The organism is Gulosibacter massiliensis (assembly GCF_900626105.1).
Taxonomy (GTDB): Bacteria; Actinomycetota; Actinomycetes; order Actinomycetales; family Microbacteriaceae; genus Gulosibacter; species Gulosibacter sediminis.
In genome coordinates this window covers 936690-960320 of record NZ_UYZX01000001.1, presented here as the reverse complement: position 1 = coordinate 960320, position 23631 = coordinate 936690, and the positions used below count along the sequence as shown (strand labels likewise).

Annotated in this window: 26 protein-coding genes; 18 read left to right on the top strand and 8 right to left on the bottom strand. The window is 66.5% G+C overall.

The features are described 5' to 3' along the window. Nucleotides 1–172: 172 nt before the first annotated feature. The 3 genes from tig (at nt 173) to EJL01_RS04655 (ending at nt 3012) form a co-directional block, all read left to right on the top strand. The gene (gene tig / locus EJL01_RS04665) at nt 173–1540 is read left to right on the top strand and encodes a trigger factor (protein WP_125106463.1); all 1368 of its coding nucleotides are present in this window, start codon (nt 173–175) and stop codon (nt 1538–1540) included. Nucleotides 1541–1706: 166 nt separating this feature from the next. Then, nucleotides 1707–2324, top strand: coding sequence for an ATP-dependent Clp protease proteolytic subunit (locus tag EJL01_RS04660; protein ID WP_125107407.1), 618 nt, complete (start codon nt 1707–1709; stop codon nt 2322–2324). A gap of 61 nt (nt 2325–2385) precedes the next feature. Further along, on the top strand, nt 2386–3012 hold the full coding sequence (locus EJL01_RS04655) for an ATP-dependent Clp protease proteolytic subunit (RefSeq protein ID WP_125107406.1): 627 nt from the start codon (nt 2386–2388) through the stop codon (nt 3010–3012). A 47-nt stretch (nt 3013–3059) separates the two neighbouring features. Here the strand turns inward: EJL01_RS04655 and EJL01_RS04650 are convergent, their stop codons facing one another. Together EJL01_RS04650 and EJL01_RS04645 are read right to left on the bottom strand one after the other, a co-directional pair. Continuing rightward, nucleotides 3060–3365, bottom strand: a complete 306-nt coding sequence (locus EJL01_RS04650) for a hypothetical protein (protein ID WP_125106462.1) — start codon at nt 3363–3365, stop codon at nt 3060–3062. A gap of 5 nt (nt 3366–3370) precedes the next feature. Beyond that, a complete protein-coding gene (locus EJL01_RS04645; RefSeq protein WP_125106461.1) occupies nt 3371–4246 on the bottom strand; it encodes a DUF1684 domain-containing protein in 876 nt (291 codons plus the stop codon). Between the two features lie 544 nt (nt 4247–4790). Here EJL01_RS04645 and clpX point away from each other — a divergent pair. The 6 genes from clpX to EJL01_RS04615 all read left to right on the top strand — a co-directional run bounded on the left by clpX (nt 4791) and on the right by EJL01_RS04615 (nt 9488). Next, a complete protein-coding gene (gene clpX / locus EJL01_RS04640; protein WP_125106460.1) occupies nt 4791–6080 on the top strand; it encodes an ATP-dependent Clp protease ATP-binding subunit ClpX in 1290 nt (429 codons plus the stop codon). A gap of 86 nt (nt 6081–6166) precedes the next feature. Then, nucleotides 6167–6805 carry a hypothetical protein gene (locus EJL01_RS04635; protein ID WP_125106459.1) on the top strand — a complete coding sequence of 213 codons (639 nt, stop codon included), beginning with the start codon at nt 6167–6169 and terminating at the stop codon, nt 6803–6805. Nucleotides 6806–6981: 176 nt separating this feature from the next. Continuing rightward, a complete protein-coding gene (locus EJL01_RS04630) occupies nt 6982–7605 on the top strand; it encodes a hypothetical protein (RefSeq protein WP_164509718.1) in 624 nt (207 codons plus the stop codon). A 42-nt stretch (nt 7606–7647) separates the two neighbouring features. Continuing rightward, nucleotides 7648–8277 (top strand): hypothetical protein, encoded by a 630-nt coding sequence (locus tag EJL01_RS04625; RefSeq protein WP_125106457.1) that lies wholly within the window; start codon nt 7648–7650, stop codon nt 8275–8277. Between the two features lie 29 nt (nt 8278–8306). Next, nucleotides 8307–8933, top strand: a complete 627-nt coding sequence (locus EJL01_RS04620; RefSeq protein WP_125106456.1) for a hypothetical protein — start codon at nt 8307–8309, stop codon at nt 8931–8933. Nucleotides 8934–8951: 18 nt separating this feature from the next. Then, entirely contained in the window at nt 8952–9488 is a 537-nt protein-coding gene (locus EJL01_RS04615; RefSeq protein WP_125106455.1) for a hypothetical protein, read from the top strand. 251 nt (nt 9489–9739) lie between these two features. On the opposite strand, the gene EJL01_RS04610 is transcribed toward EJL01_RS04615, so the two are convergent. The 4 genes from EJL01_RS04610 to EJL01_RS04595 form a co-directional block, all read right to left on the bottom strand. Next, the gene (locus EJL01_RS04610; protein ID WP_125106454.1) at nt 9740–11800 is read right to left on the bottom strand and encodes a M3 family metallopeptidase; all 2061 of its coding nucleotides are present in this window, start codon (nt 11798–11800) and stop codon (nt 9740–9742) included. Between the two features lie 29 nt (nt 11801–11829). Continuing rightward, nucleotides 11830–12084, bottom strand: a complete 255-nt coding sequence (locus EJL01_RS04605) for a hypothetical protein (protein ID WP_125106453.1) — start codon at nt 12082–12084, stop codon at nt 11830–11832. 272 nt (nt 12085–12356) lie between these two features. After that, entirely contained in the window at nt 12357–13028 is a 672-nt protein-coding gene (locus tag EJL01_RS04600; RefSeq protein ID WP_164509717.1) for a hypothetical protein, read from the bottom strand. Between the two features lie 119 nt (nt 13029–13147). Beyond that, complete coding sequence (locus EJL01_RS04595; protein WP_125106451.1) at nt 13148–13729, bottom strand: hypothetical protein; 582 nt, start codon at nt 13727–13729, stop codon at nt 13148–13150. 236 nt (nt 13730–13965) lie between these two features. Here EJL01_RS04595 and EJL01_RS04590 point away from each other — a divergent pair, with 236 nt between their 5' ends. From EJL01_RS04590 to EJL01_RS04560, 7 genes are all read left to right on the top strand, one after another. Then, complete coding sequence (locus tag EJL01_RS04590; protein ID WP_125106450.1) at nt 13966–14589, top strand: heme-binding beta-barrel domain-containing protein; 624 nt, start codon at nt 13966–13968, stop codon at nt 14587–14589. Continuing rightward, on the top strand, nt 14586–15647 hold the full coding sequence (locus EJL01_RS04585) for a CAF17-like 4Fe-4S cluster assembly/insertion protein YgfZ (protein WP_241209103.1): 1062 nt from the start codon (nt 14586–14588) through the stop codon (nt 15645–15647). Before EJL01_RS04590 ends, EJL01_RS04585 begins: the two co-directional genes overlap by 4 nt. Nucleotides 15648–15736: 89 nt before the next feature. Next, complete coding sequence (locus tag EJL01_RS04580; protein ID WP_125106448.1) at nt 15737–16672, top strand: ABC transporter ATP-binding protein; 936 nt, start codon at nt 15737–15739, stop codon at nt 16670–16672. Between the two features lie 9 nt (nt 16673–16681). Next, the gene (locus tag EJL01_RS04575) at nt 16682–17509 is read left to right on the top strand and encodes an ABC transporter permease (RefSeq protein WP_241209102.1); all 828 of its coding nucleotides are present in this window, start codon (nt 16682–16684) and stop codon (nt 17507–17509) included. Nucleotides 17510–17534: 25 nt separating this feature from the next. Then, nucleotides 17535–18632, top strand: coding sequence for a sensor histidine kinase (locus tag EJL01_RS04570; protein ID WP_125106447.1), 1098 nt, complete (start codon nt 17535–17537; stop codon nt 18630–18632). After that, complete coding sequence (locus tag EJL01_RS04565) at nt 18629–19246, top strand: response regulator transcription factor (protein ID WP_125106446.1); 618 nt, start codon at nt 18629–18631, stop codon at nt 19244–19246. Before EJL01_RS04570 ends, EJL01_RS04565 begins: the two co-directional genes overlap by 4 nt. Before the next feature lie 18 nt (nt 19247–19264). Beyond that, nucleotides 19265–20020: a phosphoglyceromutase gene (locus EJL01_RS04560; protein WP_125106445.1), complete on the top strand. Its 756-nt coding sequence runs from the start codon at nt 19265–19267 to the stop codon at nt 20018–20020. Nucleotides 20021–20090: 70 nt separating this feature from the next. Here EJL01_RS04560 and phoU read toward each other — a convergent pair whose 3' ends face one another. Beyond that, nucleotides 20091–20750, bottom strand: a complete 660-nt coding sequence (phoU, locus tag EJL01_RS04555; protein ID WP_125106444.1) for a phosphate signaling complex protein PhoU — start codon at nt 20748–20750, stop codon at nt 20091–20093. 180 nt (nt 20751–20930) lie between these two features. Here phoU and EJL01_RS04550 point away from each other — a divergent pair, with 180 nt between their 5' ends. Together EJL01_RS04550 and EJL01_RS04545 are read left to right on the top strand one after the other, a co-directional pair. Then, nucleotides 20931–22115 carry a sensor histidine kinase gene (locus EJL01_RS04550; RefSeq protein WP_241209101.1) on the top strand — a complete coding sequence of 395 codons (1185 nt, stop codon included), beginning with the start codon at nt 20931–20933 and terminating at the stop codon, nt 22113–22115. A gap of 65 nt (nt 22116–22180) precedes the next feature. Beyond that, nucleotides 22181–22864 (top strand): response regulator transcription factor, encoded by a 684-nt coding sequence (locus EJL01_RS04545; protein ID WP_125106443.1) that lies wholly within the window; start codon nt 22181–22183, stop codon nt 22862–22864. Between the two features lie 69 nt (nt 22865–22933). Here EJL01_RS04545 and EJL01_RS04540 read toward each other — a convergent pair whose 3' ends face one another. Continuing rightward, nucleotides 22934–23473: a hypothetical protein gene (locus EJL01_RS04540; RefSeq protein ID WP_125106442.1), complete on the bottom strand. Its 540-nt coding sequence runs from the start codon at nt 23471–23473 to the stop codon at nt 22934–22936. Nucleotides 23474–23631 lie beyond the last annotated feature (158 nt).

The window sequence follows — 23631 nt, the reverse complement described above, 5'->3', positions numbered from 1 at the left end:
GGCCACCGCATCCGTCTTTTCCGGCAGAAAGGGAAATTCGGGCAGTTTCATTTGCGGCGCGTAGTATTAGACGCTGTTTGTGTGCCGCAACGTGACTCGACTTCGGGTTCGGCGCCATCACCATGCTCTGGCCGCTCGATCGGCCTCCACCTATCCGCAGGAGAATTCGCACGTGAAGACCACGGTCGACAAGATCAACCCGACCCATGCCAAGCTCACGATCAACGTGACGCCGGAGGACTTCAAGCCTTACCTTGACGGGGCATACCGGGCCATCGCGAACCAGGTTCAGATTCCCGGCTTCCGCAAGGGCAAGGTGCCGAACCAGATCATCGACCAGCGCGTCGGCCGCGAGGTCGTCGTCGACCAGGCGATCAACGATGGTCTCGACACCTTCTACCAGCGCGCGCTCAACGAGTCGGGTCTGCTGCCGCTTGGCCGCCCCGAGGCCGACGTCACCGAGACCCCCGACCTCAAGGACTTCTCGGGCGACCTCATCGTCACCGTTGAGGTCGACGTGCGCCCCGAGGTTGAGCTCGGCGAGTACAAGGGCCTCAAGATCGAGGTCGACGCCGCTGAGGTTACCGACGAGGACGTCGAGGCAGAGCTCACCACTCTGCGCGAGCGATTCGGCACCCTGAAGACCGTTGACCGCCCGATCGAGAACGGCGACTTCGCCATCATCGACCTCGTCGCGAAGATCGACGACGAGATCGTCGACGAGGCCACCGGCCTGTCGCACGAGGTTGGCTCGGGCGAGCTGCTCGAGGGCACCGACGAGGCGCTGCTCACCCTCACCGCCGGTGAGGACACCACCTTCAACTCGACCCTCCTCGGCGGCGACCACGCCGGCGAGACCGCCGAGATCTCGGTGACCGTGACTTCCGTCAAGGAGCGCGAGCTCCCCGAGGTGGACGACGACTTTGCTCAACTTGCGAGCGAGTTCGACACCGTCGACGAGCTGCGCGACGACCTGCGCGAGCAGGCCGCGAAGAAGAAGACCTTCGCCCAGGTCGAGCAGGCCCGCGCCAAGGCCATCGACGCGCTCATCGAGTCGACGGAGGTGCCTGTTCCCGAGCAGATGATCGAGGAAGAGGTGGCCCGCCACCTCGAGTCCGAGGGTCTCCAGCCCGACGACAAGCACGGCGAAGAGGTGCGCGAGTCGGCCCAGAAGTCGTTCCAGCAGCAGGTGATTCTCGACGAGATCATCAAGGCCGAGTCGGTCGAGGTTGAGCAGAACGAGTTCACCGAGTTCCTGTTCCAGCAGGCGTCGCAGTACGGCATGGCCCCGCAGCAGTACGTCGAGGTGCTTCAGCAGAACAACCAGATGCCGCAGATCATCGGCGAGGTTGCCCGCTCGAAGGCGATCCTCTACGTGCTCGAGGACGCCGAGGTCGTTGACACCGCCGGCAACGCGGTCGACATCTCGGAGTACACCGCCGTCGTGAAGCAGGCCCGCGAGAAGCAGGCCGAAGCTGAGACCGAAGCCGACGCTGAGGTCGAGGCCGAAACCGTCGAAGCAAGCGACGAGAGCAAGTAGTTCCCGCGCGTGCGCCGGGTCGGTCATTGTGACCGGCCCGGCGCCGTCGTTTCCGGCGACGGATGCTCGTCCACGCCCACGGCGAACAGGTGCGAATCCTCAAGGTCCCCTCGGCTAGGTTTTCCAGGAGACCTACGAAGGAGAAGCATCCGTGGCTGAACTGCAAATGCCGAATAGTGTCTTCGACCGACTCCTGAAGGACCGCATCATCTGGTTGGGCGAAGACGTTCGAGACGACAACGCGAACGAAATTTGCGCAAAGATGCTGCTGCTTTCGGCGGAAGACCCGGAGCGCGACATCTACCTCTACATCAACTCGCCCGGTGGCTCGGTCACCGCGGGCATGGCGATCTATGACACCATGCAGCTCGTGCCGAATGACGTCGTCACGGTCGGCCTGGGTATGGCCGCGTCGATGGGTCAGCTGCTGCTGACCGCGGGTGCCGAGGGTAAGCGCTACATCACCCCGAACACCCGTGTGCTGCTGCACCAGCCGCTCGGTGGCTTCGGTGGCACGTCGTCGGACATCCAGCGTCAGGCACAGCTGATCCTCGACATGAAGCAGCGCCTCGCCGAGATCACGGCGAAGCGCACGGGCAAGACCGTCGAGCAGATCAACGAAGACGGTGACCGCGACCGCTGGTTCACCGCAGAAGAGGCCCTCGAGTACGGCTTCGTCGACCACATCTCCGAGACGGCCACCTCGGTCGTCGGCGGTGGCGGCACCGACCGTCGCATCTCGAGCGACCCGGGCGAAGCCTCGAAGCCGGGCGACGAGAACTAGGCGCGAAGGAAGAAGGACTACCAAAGTGTTCAATTACCCCGCATCCGGCGCAGCCGACAACATGCCGAGCTCGCGCTACATCCTGCCGAACTTCGAGGAGCGCACGGCCTACGGTTTCAAGCGCCAGGACCCATACGCGAAGCTCTTCGAGGACCGCATCGTGTTCCTCGGCGTGCAGATCGACGACGCCTCGGCCGATGACGTCATGGCCCAGCTGCTCGTGCTCGAGTCGCAGGACCCTGACCGCGACATCACGATGTACATCAACTCGCCCGGTGGCTCGTTCACGGCCATGACGGCGATCTACGACACCATGCAGTACATCCGCCCCGAGGTGCAGACCGTCTGCCTCGGACAGGCAGCCTCGGCTGCCGCCGTGCTGCTCGCCGCCGGTCAGCCGGGCAAGCGCCTTGCGCTGCCGAACGCGCGCGTGCTCATCCACCAGCCCGCCGTGAGCGGCCAGGGCCAGGGCCAGGCCTCCGACATCGAGATTCAGGCCAACGAGGTGCTGCGCATGCGCAAGTGGCTCGAAGAGGCGCTCTCGAAGCACTCGGGCAAAAACCAGGAGTCGATCTCGAGCGACATCGAGCGCGACAAGATCCTTTCGGCGCACGAGGCCCTCGAGTACGGCCTCATCGACCAGGTGCTGACGAGCCGTAAGGGCGCGCAGCCGGTCATCGTCGACTAGTTCGGCACCGCGGCAACCGCACTCACGATCGCCTCACTGTCTCGGCGCTACCTCAGCGCCCGCGACAGTGGGGCGATCGTTGCTTTCAGGGTGGCCGCGCGAGGCACGCGGTCAGCGCGAGGGCGAGGCCACCCGGAGATGCTGAGCACCTGCGACGCCGGGCCGGCCGCGACCGCCGTCGCGCCGTGCCGCAGGTAGATCGCGGCGCCCCAGTTCGCGGCGGCCATGCGCGCTGATGATGCCGGCGCCACCGGCGCGACGAAGGCAATGACGGAGGAATCGAGCACCGTGGCGAAGCCCGCGCCGAGGCAGGCGTCGAACGTCAGGCGGCCGGCACCCGGTGCCGAGTGCACTAGTGCTAGGCGGCGGGAGCGGCGTTGACGAGTTCGAGGCCGATCTCAGTCGGTGCGGCGTGGTTGCGCTCGAGCGGTGTCCGCTCGCCGGCCTCGACCGCAAAGTCGAGGCGGTTCTCGGCGGGCGGCAGTGGGCAGGTCGCCAGGTCGGTGTAGGCGCAGGGCAGGTTGCTTGCGCGGTTGAAGTCGAGCTGGGTGTGGCCGTCGGCGTCGGGTGCGCCCACTGCGAGCGCGCGCAGCGCACCGTAGGTGGTCACGCCGCTCGTCGCATCCTTGAACAGCACGAGCAAGCCGTCGTCGCGGCCCGGGAACGCGAGCAGGCGGTGCGTCTCGCCATCGACGGTGAACTCGAGCTCTCCGGGGGAGTCGTAGACGTGCTGAATCGTATCGACGGCACCGTCCACCGTGACGGGCCGGGGCTCGTCGAATGGCAGGAAGGTCGCGTCGAGGCGCCATTGCGCGTCGGGCTCGAAGGCCGGGGTCTGGGTGTAGGTGTCGAGGAAGCTCGCGTCGTCGCGGCGTGGGCGGATGATGTCGAAGCCGCCACGCTTGGCGACCTCGATCCAGCCGCCATCGAAGCGCACGAGCACGCCGCGGCGCTCGGGAATCGGGGCGAACTCGTACTCACCGGTGATCCGCTCGCCGTCGAGGTCGAGCCACTCGCCCTCGGCGAGGGAGACCCGCACGACGTCGTCGATTGAGGTCCAGGCGCCGGGCGCATCCGACGCCGAGATGGGGTCCTCGCCGAGCCAGAGCAGGCTCGTGATTGCGAGGAAGCCCTTCGGGTCGCGCAGGTGCTGCTCGCGGCTCGCGCGCCACTCGCGCCAGTCGTTCGCGAAGGCCGTCTCGTCGCTCGGTGCCGTCGGCGTGGTCTGCGTCATCGTCGTGCTCCTGCCTCGTCGGCCGCGGGTGGGTGTGCAGCGGCCGGAACTAGGGCCAGTATGCGCCGGGCGGCCGCCGGAATTCGCACCCGGCGAGCGCCCGACGTCACGATGCGTCACGCTCGGTAACACGTGCGGGCGCCACTCCGCTTCGCGCGATGGCGACGCAGTCGGCGGCCAAGAGCTCTGTCAACCAGGCGTACTGGGGCTCGTTCCCGAGCGACTTCGTCGACTTCCCGAATTAGACGGGGCAGCTCTCGTATTGGCTTACGTCGGGCGGTCACCGTGGCCCGTACCACCGGCACCGGACAGGGTGGAACATCGCAGGGAACGAGCATCCAAAGCAGCATGCTGCTCGGCATCGCTGGCTTGCAGTGGGCGGGCACCGCGATCTTGGGCGCAGGCTCGGCCTCGACCCATCCACGTACGTCCAGGTGCTTCGGCGCAGTTTGCTCGCGGTAGGCGAACGTAACCTGGCGTGCGTCGCTCTCGGCATTGTCGGGTGGTCGCGTTAGGCTGGGTCGCACCGCGTTGGGAGGAACTCATGGCACGAATCGGTGAGAGCAGCGACCTGCTCAAGTGTTCGTTCTGCGGAAAAAGCCAGAAGCAGGTCAAGCAGCTCATTGCTGGCCCTGGCGTCTATATCTGCGACGAATGCGTTGAACTGTGCAACGAGATCATCCGCGAGCGGATGAGCGAAGAAGTTGGCGAGGAGGTCTCGGAGCTCGAGCTGCCGAAGCCGCGCGACATCTTCGAGTTCCTGCAGCAGTACGTCGTTGGTCAGGAAGCCGCGAAGCGCGCCTTGTCGGTGGCGGTCTACAACCACTACAAGCGCATCCGTTCGCGCAGCGAGATCGCTGCGGTCGACGAGCAGCAGTCCGAGGAGCACGTCGAGATCGCGAAGTCGAACATTTTGCTCATCGGCCCCACGGGCACCGGTAAGACCTATCTGGCGCAGTCGCTCGCGCGCCGCCTCAACGTGCCGTTCGCGGTCGCCGACGCGACCTCGCTGACCGAGGCCGGCTACGTGGGCGAGGACGTCGAGAACATCCTGCTCAAGCTGCTGCAGGCGGCCGACTACGACGTGAAGCGTGCCGAGACCGGCATCGTCTACATCGACGAGATCGACAAGATTGCACGCAAAGCCGAGAATCCTTCGATCACGCGCGACGTTTCGGGCGAGGGCGTGCAGCAGGCCCTGCTCAAGATTCTCGAGGGCACGACCGCCTCGGTGCCACCGCAGGGAGGCCGCAAGCACCCGCAGCAAGAGTTCATCGAGCTCGACACCACGAACGTGCTGTTCATCTGTGCCGGCGCGTTCGCTGGGCTTGAAGACATCATCTCGTCGCGCGCTGGTAAGAAGGGCATCGGCTTCGGCTCGCCCCTGCACACGCCGCACATCACCGAGGACGTCTTCTCTGACGTGCAACCGGAAGATCTCCACAAGTTCGGGCTCATCCCCGAGTTCATCGGCCGACTCCCGGTGCTCACGACCGTCGAACCGCTCGACGAGGACGCGCTCGTGCGCATCCTCACCGAGCCCCGCAACGCGCTCGTGCGCCAGTACAAGCGCATGTTCGAGATCGACGACGTCGAGCTTGAGTTCACCGAAGAGGCGCTGAGCGAGATCGCGACGCTCGCGGTCGAGCGTAAGACCGGCGCGCGCGGCCTGCGCGCGATCCTCGAAGAGGTGCTCGGGCCGATCATGTTCGATATTCCTTCGCGTGAAGACGTCGGCGCTGTCGAGATCGCGGCCGATGTCGTGCGCAAGAACGCGGCGCCGACCATCGTGCCGAAGCCGCCAAAGGCCGTTCCGAACGAGAAGTCGGCGTAGCCGGCACGACGCGGGGCGCGCGCAGCGACAGAGCGGCCAGGTAGAATTTGTCGCACCTGTTCGGCAATCCGCCTGGAGCTCCACTCATGCCGCTTCGCCAGCGTTCCGTAGCCACCGCCCTGCTGGGGGCGGCGGCGCTGTGTGCCGTGGGCCCGCTGCTCGTTGGCTGCACCGAGACAGGCGGCACCTCGAGTAGCTCGGCGTCGCCGTCGGCTCAGACGCGCGACGAGCCGAACACCGAGCCGCCGATGAACACGAGCGAGTTTGGTGGTGAGGCCGCGCCCGCGCCAACCGACGGCTCCGAGGTAGTCGTGCCGACGCAGTCGGCCGACGACGGACCGCGCGCATCCGAACTCACCACTCTCGAGGTGGGCGACGAAGACTACAGCGACCTCGATTGGCGTGTCTCCTGCTCTGGCCTCGACGCGAACCCGACGATCATCGCGTCGGCAACCGACGGCGACCTGCACCTCACGCTGGTGTTGCTCGGTTCGTCGCCCACCTCGCTGAGTTCGCTCATGCTGTCGTCGGGCGAAGCCGGCGGCAGCTCGCACACGAACACCGGCCTCACGGTGAACCCCGGCGCAGGTGAGGGCAGTGGCTCGCTCGACGTCGAATCATCGACGCTGTCGTCGACCGGGCGTGGTCTCGAGTTCGGCCCCGACGCCGCCGGCACGAATGCCGATACGATCTATTCGTTTTCGGTAACCTGCGCATCGGCATAGCTGCCGACGCCGATGGTTGGCGGTCGCCTCCGCCCACAGGCCGACGACACAAGAACGACGAGTCGGTAACTTGGCTTTCGTGGCAATCACTGCCACGAGTTACCCCCTGAAAGGACGTCATCGTGCCTCGGAACGACCGACTTCTGCAAAGTTTGTTCGCTGCCGCGATGATCCCGATGGCCGTTCTCGGCCTCACGGCCTGCGCGCCTTCCAGTTCTCCCGAAGCGGGCGACAACGATTCGTCGAGCAGTAATGAGGCGGGCTCGACGCGCCCCGCCCCACCGTTTTCCTGGGGTGAGGATTCGGCCACGACCGAACCGGAGGGCACCCCGTCGCCCATCGAACCGCCGCCCACGTTGGACGGTCCCGACGCAACTCAGGACGCCCCGGAGGCCACGACCGACACTGGCGGCTCGGGCAACTCCGGTGGTTCGGGCGGTTCGAGCAGCGGCAACGTCGTCAAGTACGGCGACGTCGACCTCTCTGACAAGGACTGGGACGTCTCGTGCACCGACGACTACGCCAATGGCTACGTCTTTGATGGGCAGGATGGCGACGACTACCACAGCGTCTCGGTCTCGCTCAACGCCGACGGCTCGGTCGATTACGTCATGATCGACTCCGACACCAACTACTCGCTCTACTACTCGGACGGCGTCACCGGTTACCCGGAGCTTGCCGCCACCGCGAGCTACACTCCGGGCGTTGAAATGCAGGCGAGCGGAACCGGTACGGTCGACTACGAGTTCACGGAGTACGAGGACTTCGAGATCACGCTCGTGTGTGACTCGTCGTTCTAACCAACAAGTAACCTGAAGAGATTCCTAGGAGAGGTGCACGCAATGCGAGCGAACCTGCGACACGCGAGCGGTGCCATCGCCGCGCTGGCCGCGATGACGCTGCTCGTCGGCTGCTCGACCTCGAACACCGATTCGCCCGAGGCCGACGCGAACCGACCGGAGTCGGACGGCAGCAACATGCCCTTCAATCTGACGGCAAGCGGCGGCGGCAGCACGACGCCCGACACCGGGCCCACCGAGACCACCGGCAGCGACTCGGGCTCGAGTAGCGACTCTGGCTCGGGCAGCGATTCGGGCAGTTCGGGTGGCTCTGGCGGTGGCGACGGCACCTCGGTCGTGAAGTACGGCGACGTCGACCTGTCGGACTCGAACTGGACGGTCACGTGCATGGATGACTACCTCATGGCGAGCGACATCGAGGGCGATGACTACTCCGCCGACTACAACAGCGTCAGCGTTTCGCTCGACAGCGACGGCAATGTCGATTACGTCATGGTGATGCCGGTGGAAGGTCCCTCGCTCTATTACTCGAGCGATCTGTCTGAGAGCGACCCGCCCAAGGTGTCATTCGAGGGCATGGACTTTGAGGTGAGCGGCGAGGCGTTCCTCGACTACGACACCTCGAACCTCGCGCAGTTCGAGATCAAGCTCACCTGCGACTCGAAGCTCTAGTCGACACAACGAGGTACTTGGGAGGGCCAGTGACTTCACGAACGCGACGCGCGCTGACGTCCGTCGGCGCGATTTCGGCGGCCCTCATGGCACTGATGGCGTGCTCGCAGCCTGGTGGCAGCGATCCCGAGCCCGAACGCCCGGAGTCCGACGGAAGTAACCTCCCGTTTGCGCTGCCCGGTAATGACGAGCCCGACCCGACGCCGACGCCGACGCCGACGCCGACGACCGAGCCCGATCCGACGCCGAGCAGCACCTCGGGCGGCGGAAGTGGCGATAGCGACGGCGCTGACAGCATCAAGCTTGACGGCGAAGACGTGACGGGCACCTCGTGGCAGGTCACCTGCTCGCCCGACGCGACCGGCACCTACCGCGTTACCGCGTCGAACGACGTCGGCGGGTACATCTTCGTGCTCGTCGATGGCGAGGGGAAGTTCGAGCGCTTCGAGTACGCGCCTGACGACGGTACCTCGACAGTGCGGTACTGGTACTGGGTCAACGAGCACGAGGGTGAATCGACTGCCCTCGAAACGTCGGGGCCCGACTTCAAGGATGGCAAGGTGACGATCACCGGCCAGACGTACGAGTACGACGATTTCGACTACGCCACGCCCGTCAGCTACGACGTCACGCTCACCTGCGACACCACGGACTAGCGAAGACGGGGGTGCGGCATGCGAGGCAAGCTTGGCAATGGGGTAGGCACGGTCGCGGCGGTCAGTGCGGTCATGCTGTTGACCGCCGGCTGCGCGCCACAGCGCAGCGCGAAGGCCGACATCGACCCTGCCGACGGCAACTGGTACCAGGTCGGTGTCGACTTCACCTCGGCGTGGGGCGAGGTTGTGACCTGGGACGGTGGGCCCGACCTGAGCGGGATGGACTGGGATGTCGACTGCCAGCCGAACGAGTACTACGCGGTCTACGCCTACGGCAACGTGAACTCAGCTGAGGAACCATACATTGCCATTGGTATCGACACCGACGGCACGGTTCAGCAGCTGCAGGCCACCCCGAGCAGTACGTCGTACGACAATTTCCTCTGGTATTCGTCAGCCGAGAAGTCGAATATGCCCTCCAATGTCGACCCGGGGAAGGTCGTGTTCGAAGGCAATGGCGTGCGTGTCTCGGGTCAGGCCTTCCAGTACTCCGACTTCGACTACGCGACTCCGCTTAACTACGAGATCCGATTGACCTGCGACTCGCAGGGCTAGCAGTCAGCAGAACTGCAATGCGAGGCGACAGGCAACGCTGAAGGAACGCCGTAGCGGCGTCCGCACGCCTGCTCATCACGACCGGATGCGCGACCTCGAGCAACGCGGGCGGCACGGGCGCCGATATCGACCCAGCAGTTGCGAACGAGCCGTACGTCGGCATTCCCGTTGGGGCAAGCGTTCTAGCACCTCGACTACGACCACGAGACCGCGATCGATGTTGCGCTTCGGCTCACCCGCGATGTCTGGGACTAGACGTCCTCACCCTCGAGCAGCGCCCGGCGACGCAGCAGCGGTGCGATGCTCGGCTCCTCGCCGAGGAAGTCACGCACCATCGTGAGTTCGTCGCGCGAACCACCCGGTTGCAAAACGGCCTCGCGGAAACGGCGACCGGTGGCCGCCAGGTCGTCGGAGCGTTCGAACACGTCGACCGAGGCCGCGTCGAACACCTCCGACCAGAGGTAGCCGTAGTACGAGGCCGCGTAGCCGCCGCCGAAGATGTGCTGGAAGTATGTGATCGAGTATCGAGGGGGTACCGCGGTGAAGTCGAGCCCCGCGTCGGCGAGCACGCGCTGCTCGAACTCGGCCAGGTCGCTGACATTCGCGGCCTCGTCGGGCGAGAGCTGGTGGAGCGCCTGGTCGAGGGTGCTCGCGGCCACGTTCTCGGCGGTGAGGAAACCCTGGTTGAAGGTCGCGGCGGCCCGAAGCTTGGCCGCGACCGCTTCCGGCAGCGCCTCGCCCGTCTCGTAATGCTGGGCGTACCCGGGCAGGATCTCGGGGTGGAGCAGCCACGACTCATTGACCTGGCTCGGGAACTCGACGAAGTCGCGCTTCACCTCGGTGCCCGACTGCGCCGGGTATACCGTGTGGGCGAGCAGCCCGTGCAGCGCGTGGCCGAACTCGTGGAAGAGCGTTTCGACCTCGTCGAAGGTGAGCAGCGTCGGCGCACCCGCCGGCGGCTTCGTGACGTTGAGGATGTTGAACACGACGGTCTTGTGCCCGAACAGCTCGTTCTGCTGCAGGTAGGTCGACATCCAGGCGCCGCCGCGCTTCACGTCGCGGGCGTAGAGATCGACGATGTAGAGCCCGAGGCCGCTGCCATCTTGGTCGAACACCTCGAAGACGCGCGCGTCGGGGTGGTGCGCCACGAGGTCCTCGCGTTCACTGAACGTGATGCCGTAGAGCAGGTTGGCGGCCCGGAACACCCCCTGCTCGAGCACCCGACCGGCCTCGAAGTACGGGCGCAGGGCGGTCTCGTCAACGTCAAAGTCGCGCTCGCGCACCTGTTCGGCGTAGAACGCCCAGTCCCACGGCTCGATCGGGGTGTCGCCAGCGAGTTCCTGGAGCTTCGCCTGCTCGCGCTCGACGCTCGGGGCTACAGCGCGTCCGAGACGCGCGAGGCGCTCGTTCACCGCATCCTTCGACCCTGCGGTCGAGTCGGCGAGCCGGAGGTCGGCGTAGGTGTCGAAGCCGAGCAGGGTCGCCTTCTCGGCCCGTAGCTGCAGCAGCTCGCGCACAATCGCCGAGTTGTTGTTGCCGTTGTCGCGCGCACCTCGGCTGCGCGAGGCACGGTAGATGCGCTCGCGAAGGGCCCGGTTGGTGAGCTTCGCGAGCCAAGCGTGCCCGACCGGCAGCGTCAACGTGATGCGGTACTTGCCCTCGAGCCCGGCCGCGGTCGCGGCCTCGAGCGCCGAGGCCTTGTCGGCCGGGTCGAGGCCGTCGAGCTCGGACTCGTCGTCGACGACGACCGCGAGCTCGTTCGTGTCGGCGAGCAGCTGTCGCACGAACTGCGACTGCAGGCGGGCCTCGCGCTGGTTGAGCTCCGCGAGACGCTCCTTGTCGGCATCGCCGAGGGTGGCGCCGGCGAGGCGGAATCGCAGCTCGTAGTCCTCGACCAGCTTGAGCTGGTCGTCGCGCAGCCCAAGCGCGTCGCGCTGTTCGTAGATTGACCGCACGCGCTCGGAGAGCGCGCTGTTCAGGTGAATTCGGTCTTCGTGTGCGGCGAACTTGGGGGCGTACTCCTCTTCGAGCGCCTCGATCTCGGGTGTGGCGTCGGACGACGCGAGGGCGAACAGCACCGAACCCACGCGCCAGAGTAGTTGGCCCGAAGCCTCGAGCGCCTCGAGCGTGTTCGCGAAGGTGGCGGGCTCGGGGTTGCTCGCGATGGCGTCGATCGCGGCCTCGCGGTCGCGGAAACCCTGCTCGATTGCCGGAGCGAAGTGCTCGGGCAAAATGCGCTCAAAGTCGGGAAGTTCGTAGGGGAGCGGGGAAGGGGCGGCGAACGGATTCTCGGACGACAGCGCAGCAGTCATGCGCCTCACCCTACGTGTCGCCGTCTGGGTTAACCGAGCCAGTCGTCGTCGTCGAGGTCGAGCTCGGTCTCGCCGGCCGCGAGTGTGGCGGCGGTGCCATCCTCGCGTTCGAGCACGCGGAGCCCGGATGTGTGGGTCGCGATCGCGCGCCCCTCGAGCCAGGTGAGGGTCCAGTCGCCGGCGAAGTCGCCGTCCGCCTCGAGCTTCGAGCAGGCCTCGGCCACGGGGGCCGGGATGCTGCTCGGCGCGGGCGAACCGACCGACCAGCGGGTGCCGATCTGCATGCTGCCTCCGATTCGGCGACGAAAACGAACGTGCTCGGGTGACAACTTGGCCTGCGTCGCAGAAGTCATCAGTGAGTTGTACATGAGGATAGGCGAAGCGGGTGATGGTGTCTGGACGGTGTTCCTCTTAGATTGAATTTGTGCCGCGCTCTGCGTGGCACTCCCGGTATTTCTTGCCGGGACCCTGGGGAGGGAATCGCCGGGTGGTGGTGTTCAGGGGGAACGCCGCCACCCGGTTCACTCATTTCCTGCGCCGACCGGGTGGTGCGCCGTTACGGGTTCGCGGAGAGGTACGTGTCGGACTCGTAGAGGTCGAATGCGAGCGTGCCGGTGAGGTTCTGGACAGTTCCGTTGACCGTGATCGTGCGGCCGTCGGCGGTGACCGTGGCCGAATAGTTGATCGTTGCGACGACGGTGACGGCGTCCTGGCTGTTATAGCGGTGGCTCGTGTGGGTGTCGCTGAGTTCGGGGAGCCCCTGATCGGCCCACGACGAGCCGGGCGTCTCGAGCGTCTGCGAGGTGCCGTCGCCGTAGTCATACGTGGTCGAGACGGGCGTGAAGGTGACAGTGACCTGGTGCCCGAGCACGGTCGCGCCGACCGAGTGGGTGGATGCGGTGGTCCAGAAGTTCACCGGCTGGCCGAGGATCGCCCAGCCATTCGGCTCCATGAAGAGCTGTGCCTGCGACGGAGCGACGTTCGCGAGATCGGTGACCTGGATGACGTCGGGCAGCGGCGCCGGGCCCGATGTGTTGGTGTCGACCGGGGCAGGGTCGCCGAAGTCGAGGCCGTCCAGGCAACGCTCCTCGGCGGTGCCGTTCACGCACGGACCGTCCGGCACGTATGACGTGCCACCACCCGAGCCACCAGAGCCGCCACCACCGGAGCCGCCTCCCGACCCGCCCGAGCCCCCGCCGCCCTGCGAATAGTCGATCGAAACATCCACCGACGCCCCGTCGGAACTACATTGCATGTCCCAACTGGTTGCATTCGCGCAGTCATTTGCCATCGCACCGGCTGGCGTCAGCAGAGTCGCGGCCCAGACTGTGACGACCGATAGTAGTGCTACGCGCAGAATGAGTCGTTGTCCCAATGCGCAGCCTTGTCGATTAGGAACGAATCACCGCTCCGGACTAAGTAGACTTCTTTGGCTTCGAACGCAGACGCGCGATCACCGCCGACGGGCTGTCCAGCGCTGTCGGTCAAGCTCGACTCGGAAAAGTCGAGGCACGCATAAAAGTGGATGCTGTCGTCGTCAAGTGACTGCAATTCGGCAGCTCGTACCTTGATGGTTCCAGCGGCGGTGTAATCATCTTGGCTGGCCGACTCCTCGAGCCCGACGACGTACTCAGCCATGTTGTCTGTGACCAGATTCTTCATTTCATCGATCGACTCGCCGCCGCTGTCGAACACCGCACCCTCAACCGAAAGAAACTCCTCGTAGGTCGCAACCGCGATGTCGAGGGCCTCCGACTCGGTGAGCTCGGTAGGCGCGGGCGTCGGGTCAGCCCCCGAGGTTGTTGCCGAGGCGGAGCCGGTCGGGGCCGCGTCGCCGCTGCCGGCGCATCCGCTCAGCGCGAGCAGCGCTGCGGCCGCGACCAACGCGATGGCGTGCCGGCCTTCGCTGCGTGAACCTGGTGTGCGCATCCGCCCTCCTCAAAATGAAGCAACCCGCTGAGGGTACGAAACTTTGGCAATCGCGTATCCGACTTATCCACAGGCGCGCGATCGTCGCGCGGCGGGCGAAACACCGGATAGGCTAGGGCCATGGAAATGTTCTTCGAGATTCTCTTCCTGGGTCTGCTCAGCGCTGCGGTTATCGGCATCCTGGGCGTCAGCGTCGTCGTGCTCCGCCGCCTCTTCAAGGGCCAGAGCTAAACCACATGATCGAGATTCCGGTCGGGCTGCAACCCGAACTGGTTCCGCTGGCCTGGGTGATTGGCACCTGGGAGGGCACCGGCATGATCGAATACTCGGTCGACGGGCAGCTCCGCGAGCACGCGTTCCGCCAGCAACTCGAATTCACCCACCGCGAGCTGCCGTTCCTCGAGTATCGCTCGCAGCTGTGGTTGCTTGACGACGAGTCGGGCGACGAGACGCCGCTCACCGCGGAGTCCGGATACTGGCGGCTCGCGCGCCCGCGCACCGACGGCGACGTCGGTCCGGGCATTCTGCCGCCCTCCGGAGTTGCACCCGTTCAGGGTGTTGATGACGTCGAGGCGCTGCGCAACGCAACGGGCGGCTTCGACCTCGAGGTGACGCTGGCGCATCCGACCGGCCTCACCGAGATCTACACCGGCACCATCGCCGGCCCGCGCATCGACCTTGCGACGAGCTCAGTGCAGCTCGCCGAGGGCGCGCACGCGTACGAGTCCGCGACGCGCATGTACGGGCTCGTCAACAACATGCTGTTCTGGGCATGGGACATCGCGGCCCTCGGGCAGGAGCTCGCGACCCACGCATCCGGCCAGCTCAACCGAGTTTCGAACGAATCGGACGAATCGTGACTTCCCCCTTCCTCGACCGCCCCGGCGCGGTCGCCGTCGAGTCCGGCCCCGACGTGGGCGTCGCGGCGCACTACGGCCAGCCGCTGCCCGAGCAGCGCGCGCTCGCGGCTGGCGAGGCCATCGTCGACCTCGGCCACCTCGGCGTCGTCGAGGTGCGCGGCGCCGACCGACTCACCTGGATCAACTCGCTCACGAGCCAGGACGTCGTCAACCTCGCCGATGGCGTGAGTGCCGACGACCTGCTCCTCTCGGTGCAGGGTCGCATCGAGCACGAGTTTGGGATGCTCGACGACGGCAGCAGCGCCTGGCTCATCACCGAGGCTGCCGCGGCCACCGACCTCGCGGCGTGGTTCACGAAGATGCGGTTCATGATGCGCGTCGAGGTGCTCGACCGCAGCGACGACATCTTCCCCGTCGGAACCCTGGCCGACCGTGACCTTGGCGCCACCCTCGTGTGGCGCGATCCCTGGGCGCAGGGGGCGATCGGTGGCGTGACCTACGCCGCCACCGGCAACCACCCCGGCACCGCCTACACCCTGCAGTTGCACCTGCTCGAGGCCGACGCCTACCGCGCCGCCGCGCAGGCCGAACAGGTTGCGGGCGTCGACGCGCTTGAAGCCCTGCGCATCGCCGCGTGGCGACCGCGCGAGGGCCGCGAGTTTGACGACCGCGTGCTGCCGCACGAGCTCGACCTGCTGCGCAGCGCCGTGCACCTGACGAAGGGCTGCTACCGCGGGCAGGAGACGGTCGCGAAGGTGCACAACCTCGGGCATCCGCCGCGGCGTCTCGTGCAGCTCGACCTCGACGGCACCATCGCCCAGCCGGGCGCGCTCGTGTACGTGCCCGGCAACGACAAGCCCGTCGGCCGCGTGACGTCGTGTGCGAACCACTTCGAAGACGGTCCCATCGCGCTCGCGATCGTGAAGCGTGGCACTGATGTGGCCGCCCAGCTCGAGGTGGCCGACGGCGACGACGCGCGCATCGCGGCGGCACAGACAGTGATCGTGCCACAGGGCGCCGGCAGCACGGTCGACCTCAGCGCCTTCCGCGGCCGCTAACCAAGCCCGCGCACGCTGTGACGAATGTCACGGCGAAGTCGTGACGCTTCAGCGAGCCTGGGCGTTGGCCTGCGACGCATGCTGGTGGCATGAACACCGAACGCAGCTCCGGCACCGCACTGCAACTCACGGGCGTCACGAAATCCTTCCGTGTAGGCACCGAAACGGTCCGCGCCGTCCGAGGCATCGACCTCTCCATTCAACGCGGCGAGATCGTCGCGCTTCTCGGCGCGAACGGCGCCGGCAAGACCACGACGCTCGACATGGTGCTGGGCCTCACCCCGCCCACCTCGGGCGAGGTGCGTGTGCTTGGTGACACCGCCGAGCACGCGGTCGCAGGCGGCCGCATCTCGGCCGTGCTGCAGACCGGCGGCCTGCTGCGCGACCTCAAGGTCGGCGAGACCGTGAAGCTCATCGCGAGCACGTACCGCCACCACCTCGACGTGGACGAGGTGATGCGTCGCACCGGCCTCGAACGGCTCGCGAATCGCATGGTCTCGAAGTGCTCCGGCGGCGAGCAGCAGCGGCTGCGCTTCGCGCTCTCGCTGCTCTCGGAGCCCGAACTGCTCATTCTCGACGAGCCGACCGCGGGCATGGACGTCAACGCCCGCCGCGAGTTCTGGGGCACCATGCGCAAAGAGGCGCTCGAGGGCCGCACGATCATCTTCGCGACGCACTACCTGCAGGAGGCCGACGAGTTCGCCCAGCGCATCGTCATGATGGCGGGCGGCGAGATCGTCGCCGACGGCAGCGTCTCCGAAATCCGCGCCCTCGCGGGCCGCAAGCACGTGTCGGCCAGGTGGGCGGATGCGCGCGACGAGGAGCTCGCGCGGGTCGCGGGCGCCGAGCGGGTCCTTCGCCGCACTGGCGAGCGCGTCACCTTCGAGTCGGGCGACGCCGACGCGACCGCGCGCTACCTCCTCACCGAGACCACCGCATCCGACCTCGAAATCGTCGCGGCCAGCCTCGACGACGCCTTCAGCGCCCTCACATCGACCGACCGCACGCCAGCCACGACCAAGTAGGAGCCAGAGATGTCTGCAACTGCCGCCGCACCCGCATCCACACCCCGCAACGCCACCAAGGTTTCTGGCACCAACATGATCGGCACCTATGTGCGCATCGAGCTCGTGCGCCAGATCCGCCAGGTCTCGAACCTCGTGTTCATGGTCGGCCTGCCGCTCATGCTCTTCCTCATCTTCGGCGCCATGCAGGAGTATTCGACGACCGAACTCCCGAACGGCAACGGCAACGTGTCGGCCTCGATCATGGTGTCGTTCGCGTCGTACGGTGCGATCACCGCCACCGCAGGGCTGGCCGGCTCGGCTGCGATTGAGCTGCAGCAGGGCTGGGGCCGCCAGCTCGGCATCACCCCGTTCCGCGGCACGCACTTCCTCGTCTCGAAGACGATCGTGGCGATGGTGCTCGCGCTGCTGCCGGTCGGCGTCATCTTCCTCGCCGGTGCCCTGACCACGGCCCGCCTCGACGGTTGGATCTGGGTCGCGTGTGGAGTGCTTGTGCTCGTGCCGGCTGTCGTGTTCTCGCTCTACGGGCTCGCGATCGGCACGCTGTTCCGCAGCGAGACGGCGGTGGGCGCCGCGAGCGGCATGATCGTGATCTTCATGTTCCTCGGCAACGCCTTCATGCCGCTGTCGGGCTTCCTCTTCGACCTCTCGCCCTTCACCCCGGTTTGGGGCGTCATGCAGCTCGCCCTGTGGCCGCTGCAGGAGGGCACCGTGCTCAGCGCCGACAACCTCACGCAGTACGAGCTCTGGCAGCCGATCACCAACGTCGTGGTGTGGGGCGTCATCTTCGCCGGGCTAGCCGTACTCGGGGCGCGCCGCGGCACGAGCCGCCGCTGACTCCAGCCTCTAGGCTGATGGCACTGTGAAGCGAATCCTGCGATACGAAGATCTCTACGCCGGGGTGTGGCTGGTTTTCCTGTTCCTCCCGGTGCTGTTCGTTGCGCTCTATTCAGACGCCGGCGTGTGGTGGGACGTCGGGGCCTACGTCGCCATTGCCGCGTTCGCGGTGATCTACATCGTGGTCTTCCGGTGCATGATCGCCCGCGATATGCCGTCGATCGTTGCCGGTGCTCGCCCCAACCTCGGCTTGGCGAGCATCGGCACGGTGCTGCTGCTCGGCTGCATCGCGATCACGGTGCCCTCGCTTGGCCCCAACGCGACCGCGATGATGCCGTTCCTCGCGGCGCTGTGGATGTGGGCACTGCCGATGGGCCTCGCGATGTTCGCGGCGGCGGTGTGGTGGTTCGTGTCGATGGGGTTCATCTGGCTCTTCCTCGGCCCCGACATGGCGAGCGTCTGGATCGGCCCGACCATGGCGCTCCTGTTCATCTGCTTCTTCCGCTTCTTCAACGAGCGCGCGGCGCGCGAGGAGTCGCTCGCGACCGAGCTCGCGACGGCACGTGAACGCGAGGAGATCTCGCGCGATGTGCACGACCTGCTCGGCCACTCGCTCACGGCGGTGTCGCTCAAGGCACAGGTGGCGCGTCGCTTTCTGCGCACCGAACCGGACCGCGCCGAGGCCGAGCTCGAAGAGCTCTTGCAGCTCACGCAGCGTTCGCTCGAGGAGGTGCGTGGTGTCGTGGGGCGCATGAGCACGCCCGACCTGGCGTCGCAGCTCGCCGCGGCGCGCGAGGTGCTCGAGGCCGCCGAGGTTCACGTCGAGGTGCGCGGCGCGAGCGAGCGGGTGCCCGCGCCGCGCCGCGCCCTGTTCGCCTGGGCCCTGCGAGAGGGCACCACGAACGTCGTGCGCCACGCGCAGGCCGCGAACGTGACGATCACCCTCGAGCCGGACCGCCTCGAGGTCGCCGACGACGGCCGCGGCATCTGCGCAGAGGAGGGCCACGGGCTGACCGGGCTGCGTCGCCGCATCGAGGATGCTGGGGCCACCCTGCGCCTGCGACCCACGAACGCGGCGCTTGAGCGCCCCGGCACCCAACTCATCGTGGAGTACGAGTCATGAGCATCCGCATCCTTATTGCCGACGACCAGGACCTGATTCGGGGTGCCCTCGCGGCGCTGCTCGGGCTCGAGGAGGATCTCGAGATCGTCGCGCAGACCGGCCGAGGCGACGAAGTTGCGCAGCTCGTGGAGGAGCACGACGTCGACGTGGCCCTGCTCGACATCGAGATGCCCGGACGCAACGGCATCGACGTCGCGGCCGAGCTCACGAACTCGGGCTCGGCGTGCCGCGCCCTCATCGTCACGACGTTCGGCCGCCCGGGCTACCTTCGTCGCGCCATGGCCGCGGGGGCACGGGGCTTCGTTGTGAAGGACACTCCGGCCGAGCAACTCGCGAAGACGATCCGCGAGGTCGCCGCGGGGCGCCGCGTCGTCGACCCCGTGCTCGCGGCCGAGTCGATGGGTGTGGGGGAGAGCCCGTTCAGCCCGCGTGAGGCCGAGGTGCTCGCCGCCGCGGCCGACGGGGCGAGCGTGCGCGAGGTTGCCGCGCGGGTGCATCTTTCGGCAGGCACCGTGCGAAATCACCTCTCGGCGGCCATCGGCAAGACCGGCGCCGGCAACCGTGCCGAGGCCGCGCGGATTGCTCGGGATCGCGGATGGTTATTGGACACGTGACCTCGCTACGCTGAAGTCATGAACGCACCGCTCACGCTCATCCTCGTCCGCCACGGTCAGAGTGACTGGAACGAAAAGAATCTCTTCACCGGTTGGGTCGACGTCGACCTCACGGAGCAGGGTCGCGCGGAGGCCAAGCGCGCCGGCGAGCTGATCCGCGACGCCGAGCTCGCACCCGACATCCTCTACACCTCACTGCTTACGCGCGCCATCGAGACCGCGAACATTGCGCTGAAGGAGGCCGGGTTCAACTGGATTCCGGTGAAGCGCGACTGGCGCCTCAACGAACGTCACTACGGCGCGCTGCAGGGCAAGAACAAGGCGCAGGTGCGTGACGAGTTCGGCGAGGAGCAGTTCATGACCTGGCGCCGCTCGTATGACACGCCGCCGCCCGCCATCGCCGACGACAACGAGTTCTCGCAGATCGGCGACCGCCGCTACGCCTCCCTCGGCGACGACGCGCCGCGCACCGAGTGCCTCAAGGACGTGCTCGAGCGACTCCTGCCCTTCTGGGAGTCCGACATCTCCGGCGACCTCAAGGCTGGCAAGACCGTACTCGTCGCAGCGCACGGTAACTCGCTGCGCGCGCTCGTGAAGCACCTCGACGGTATCTCGGACGACGAGATCGCCGGGCTGAACATCCCCACGGGCATTCCGCTCGTCTACCAGCTCGACCCCGAGACGCTGCAGCCCGTCGCCCCGGCCTCCTACCTCGACCCAGAGGCAGCTGCCGCGGGTGCCGCAGCCGTCGCAAACCAGGGCGCCCAGAAGTAGCGATCGCCAGTAGAGAACGGCCCGTCTCCGCTTGGAGACGGGCCGTTCTTCGTTGCGGTGTCGAGCGGGACTAGGCTTCCTGCTCGGTGCCCTCCTGCTGGTAGCGGATGCGCTTCGCAATCGACACGGCGTGGTCGGAGAAGCGCTCGAGGTAGCGGTTCGCGAGGGTCGCGTCGACGACCTGGGTCGGCGAGGCCTCCTGATTGCCGTCCTGCTCGAGCTCGCCGAGGGTGTCGAGCACCTGCTTGTGCCTCGCGTCGATTTCGTCGTCAGCCGCAACGATCTCGTCGATGAGGCGGGGCTCTTCGCTCTCGAAGAGTCGCACGAGACGCTCGGCCTGCGCAACGTCGAGCGCACCCATTTCGAGGAGGTGCTGACGCACCTGCGAGGCGCCCGACTCCTCGGGGTAGCGCATGCGGGCGAGCTGCGCGATGTGCGCGGCGAGGTCGCCCATGCGCTCGAGCGACCCACTCATGCGCATCGTCGAGACGATGAAGCGAAGGTCGTTCGCGACCGGCGCTTGCATGAGCAGGATCTCGAGAGTGAGGTCGTCAAGCTGAGCCGTCTGCTCGTCGATCTTGAGGTCATCACCGATGACCTCGTCAGCCACGGCGACGTCGGAGTGCGCGAACGAGGCGAGGGCACGAGTCATGGCCGACTGCACGTGGTTGGCAACGTTGACGAGGCCGCCCTGCACCTGGGCGAGCTCCTGCTGGAAAATTTCACGCATGATCTGTCCTTCGATGGAAGTGGAACTTAGTGGGCTTATGCCAAAAAGAAGGGCCGATGAACTCGGGTTTGGTTCTCCACGCTAGTGGCTGCCGGTGACGTGGCGGTGAACAGTACGCGCCAAACCGGTGATTGCCGAACCCAGGGCAGTGACAACCGACGGCTCCTATGCTTAAGCGTTGTGAGTCCCGGCTTGATTTTCTTCCTCGCGATCCTGACGGGCGTTGTCATCGGCATCGTCGGCACCTCGGTGGTCTTTCTCGCGCGACGAAATCGGGCTGAGGTCGCCGCGCTGCGGAACCCGCACGTGCCCCAAGGTGTTGAGGAGGTGCTGCGGGCGCTGCCGCAGACCGCGATCGTCGCCGACCCCTCGCACAACGTCGTTCGGGCCTCGGACAACGCCTACACTTCGGGCCTCGTCTCGCGACCTGGCCGGCTGACGACCGACATTCACGACATCGCGTCGCGGGCCTGGCAGACCGGCAACGCCGTCGAAGAAGTCGTGCGGGTGCCTCGCGGCCCGTTCGGCTCGGTCGAACTGACCTATCGCGTCCGCGCGGCACTGCTCGAGCCCCGCTATGTGCTGATTCTCGCCACCGACATCACCGAGTCGCTGCGCGTCGAGGCCACGCGGCGCGACTTCGTCGCGAACGTGTCACACGAACTCAAGACGCCGATCGGCGCGGTCACGCTCCTCGCTGAAGCGGTGAAGGAGGCCGCCGACGATCACGACCAGGTGCAGTACTTCTCGGACCGCATGCTGCTCGAAGCGGAACGGCTCGCGCGCCTCACACGCGAACTCATCGACCTCTCGAGGCTGCAGGCGATGGACACGCTCGAAGAGGCCGACGACGTCGAGGTGTCCGACATCGTCGAACAGGCCATCGAGCTCGCGCGCGTCAACGCCGAGCGCAAAGACATTCGGGTGCACGCGAAGATCACCGAGGGGCTCGTCGTGTGGGGCGACGAGCGACTGTTGCTCATGTGCTTCCAGAACCTCATCACGAATGCGATCACGTACTCGCCGGTCGGCTCGCATATCGGCATCGGCGCGCGCCGACTCGGCGACGTCATCGAGGTCTCGGTGGCCGACCGTGGAATCGGCATCTCGGAGGACGACCAGAAACGCATCTTCGAGCGGTTCTACCGCGTCGACGCCGCGCGTTCACGCAACACCGGCGGCACCGGGCTCGGTCTCAGCATCGTGCGGCACATCATCGAAAACCACGGCGGTGAGATTCGTGTGTGGTCGAAGCTCGGTTCGGGCTCGACGTTCACGGTGCGCCTGCAAGCGGCGGATGCGCGCCGCTCAGGCCGCGACGAGACGACCGAGAGCATCCGCTTGCCCAACAAGGTCACGTCTTAACACCCGAACATGCAGCACGCCTGCAGGTTCACGAAACGTTTCCCCGCCGTATGCACAATGGAGACGTGACACGAATCCTGATCGTCGAAGACGAGTCATCCCTGAACGAACCGCTCGCATTCCTCCTCAAGCGGGAGGGCTACGAGACCGCGATCGCCGAAACCGGCACCGACGCGGTCGAACAGTTTGAGCGCGACGGGGCCGACCTCATCCTGCTGGACCTCATGCTGCCCGAGATGCAGGGGACCGAGGTGTGCAAGCGCATCCGCGCCACCTCGACCGTGCCGATCATCATGCTCACGGCGAAGGACTCCGAAGTCGACATCATCGTCGGCCTCGAACTCGGTGCCGACGACTACGTCACGAAGCCATACTCGACGCGCGAGCTGCTCGCCCGCGTGCGCGCCGTGCTGCGCCGCAGCGAGGTCGACTCGGAGGACGAAGACGAGAGCATCGTCCAGGTCGGTGACATCCGCATGGACATCGATCGCCACACCGTGCTCGTGCGCGGCAACCTGACGCAGATGCCGCTCAAGGAGTTCGAGTTGCTCGAGTACCTCATGCGCAACGCGGGGCGCGTGCTCACGCGCAGTCAACTCATCGACCGCGTGTGGGGACCCGACTACTACGGCGACACGAAGACGCTCGATGTGCACATCAAGCGCATCCGCTCGCGCATCGAGGTGACCCCGTCGTCGCCGAAGCTGCTCGTTACCGTGCGAGGGCTCGGCTACCGCTTCGAGGGCTAGGCGCGCCACACGCAAAGAGGGAGGGCCCCAAGCGATCGTTTGGGGCCCTCCCTCTTTGGCTGCGTGGTCTTAGCCGACCGGTGCGTTCTCGGCGCCGGTCGACTGCTGCGGCAGGAGCGTCTGGTATTCCTCGTGGACCGAAGCGGCGTCGTCGTCGCCGAGCACGGGCACCGCGTGAGTTGCTTCGACCGTCTGGCGAGCGCCGTCGGCGTCGGTGTAGGAAGCCTGGAAGGTCACCTCGACCGTCGTCCCGGTGGTGAAGTCACCCTGCACGAGCTGCTGGCCCTGGTCGCCGAAGCCGACGTCGGTGAGCTGCTGGCCCGGGGTGTAGGTGAGGGGGACGTTCACCGTCGTGCCTTCGATGTCGAGGGTGAGCTGGGCGTCTTCGGAGGTGGTATTGATTGCGGTGAAGACGAGGTTCGCCTCAGTGCCAGCGTCGTTGGTGAGCAGCAGCACGTTGCGCGCGTGCACGTCGCCGAGGTCGATGTTGACGCCATCGCTCGCCGCGTACTCCATGGTCGTGCGCTGCGGGCTGAACATGTTGCAGCCGGTCAGGCCTGCAGCAAGCGCAAGAGCCAGGGCGGATGCGGCAACGGCACGGATCTTCACGGCAGGGGCCTCCCGGTGTGGTTGCGAACCGTTCCCGGTTCGCCCAATAAAGCTGTGCCAAGCCTAGCGGATTGTAGGGGCTACACCGTGCACCGCGGCGGCGGCGCGGAATAGTAGCACTCCTCCGTGATAGAATGGGGCGTTGGAGAAAGGGGCCC

What these genes read in the sequence shown, in the direction of transcription:
- EJL01_RS04660 (WP_125107407.1), top strand. Translation starts at nt 1,707, where the DNA reads ATGCCGAATAGTGTCTTCGACCGACTCCTGAAGGACCGCATCATCTGG.
- EJL01_RS04655 (WP_125107406.1), top strand. Translation starts at nt 2,386, where the DNA reads ATGCCGAGCTCGCGCTACATCCTGCCGAACTTCGAGGAGCGCACGGCC.
- EJL01_RS04645 (WP_125106461.1), bottom strand. Translation starts at nt 4,246, where the DNA reads ATGACGCAGACCACGCCGACGGCACCGAGCGACGAGACGGCCTTCGCG.
- clpX (WP_125106460.1), top strand. Translation starts at nt 4,791, where the DNA reads ATGGCACGAATCGGTGAGAGCAGCGACCTGCTCAAGTGTTCGTTCTGC.
- EJL01_RS04635 (WP_125106459.1), top strand. Translation starts at nt 6,167, where the DNA reads ATGCCGCTTCGCCAGCGTTCCGTAGCCACCGCCCTGCTGGGGGCGGCG.
- EJL01_RS04630 (WP_164509718.1), top strand. Translation starts at nt 6,982, where the DNA reads ATGGCCGTTCTCGGCCTCACGGCCTGCGCGCCTTCCAGTTCTCCCGAA.
- EJL01_RS04625 (WP_125106457.1), top strand. Translation starts at nt 7,648, where the DNA reads ATGCGAGCGAACCTGCGACACGCGAGCGGTGCCATCGCCGCGCTGGCC.
- EJL01_RS04615 (WP_125106455.1), top strand. Translation starts at nt 8,952, where the DNA reads ATGCGAGGCAAGCTTGGCAATGGGGTAGGCACGGTCGCGGCGGTCAGT.
- EJL01_RS04610 (WP_125106454.1), bottom strand. Translation starts at nt 11,800, where the DNA reads ATGACTGCTGCGCTGTCGTCCGAGAATCCGTTCGCCGCCCCTTCCCCG.
- EJL01_RS04605 (WP_125106453.1), bottom strand. Translation starts at nt 12,084, where the DNA reads ATGCAGATCGGCACCCGCTGGTCGGTCGGTTCGCCCGCGCCGAGCAGC.
- EJL01_RS04595 (WP_125106451.1), bottom strand. Translation starts at nt 13,729, where the DNA reads ATGCGCACACCAGGTTCACGCAGCGAAGGCCGGCACGCCATCGCGTTG.
- EJL01_RS04590 (WP_125106450.1), top strand. Translation starts at nt 13,966, where the DNA reads ATGATCGAGATTCCGGTCGGGCTGCAACCCGAACTGGTTCCGCTGGCC.
- EJL01_RS04580 (WP_125106448.1), top strand. Translation starts at nt 15,737, where the DNA reads ATGAACACCGAACGCAGCTCCGGCACCGCACTGCAACTCACGGGCGTC.
- EJL01_RS04575 (WP_241209102.1), top strand. Translation starts at nt 16,682, where the DNA reads ATGTCTGCAACTGCCGCCGCACCCGCATCCACACCCCGCAACGCCACC.
- EJL01_RS04565 (WP_125106446.1), top strand. Translation starts at nt 18,629, where the DNA reads ATGAGCATCCGCATCCTTATTGCCGACGACCAGGACCTGATTCGGGGT.
- EJL01_RS04560 (WP_125106445.1), top strand. Translation starts at nt 19,265, where the DNA reads ATGAACGCACCGCTCACGCTCATCCTCGTCCGCCACGGTCAGAGTGAC.
- phoU (WP_125106444.1), bottom strand. Translation starts at nt 20,750, where the DNA reads ATGCGTGAAATTTTCCAGCAGGAGCTCGCCCAGGTGCAGGGCGGCCTC.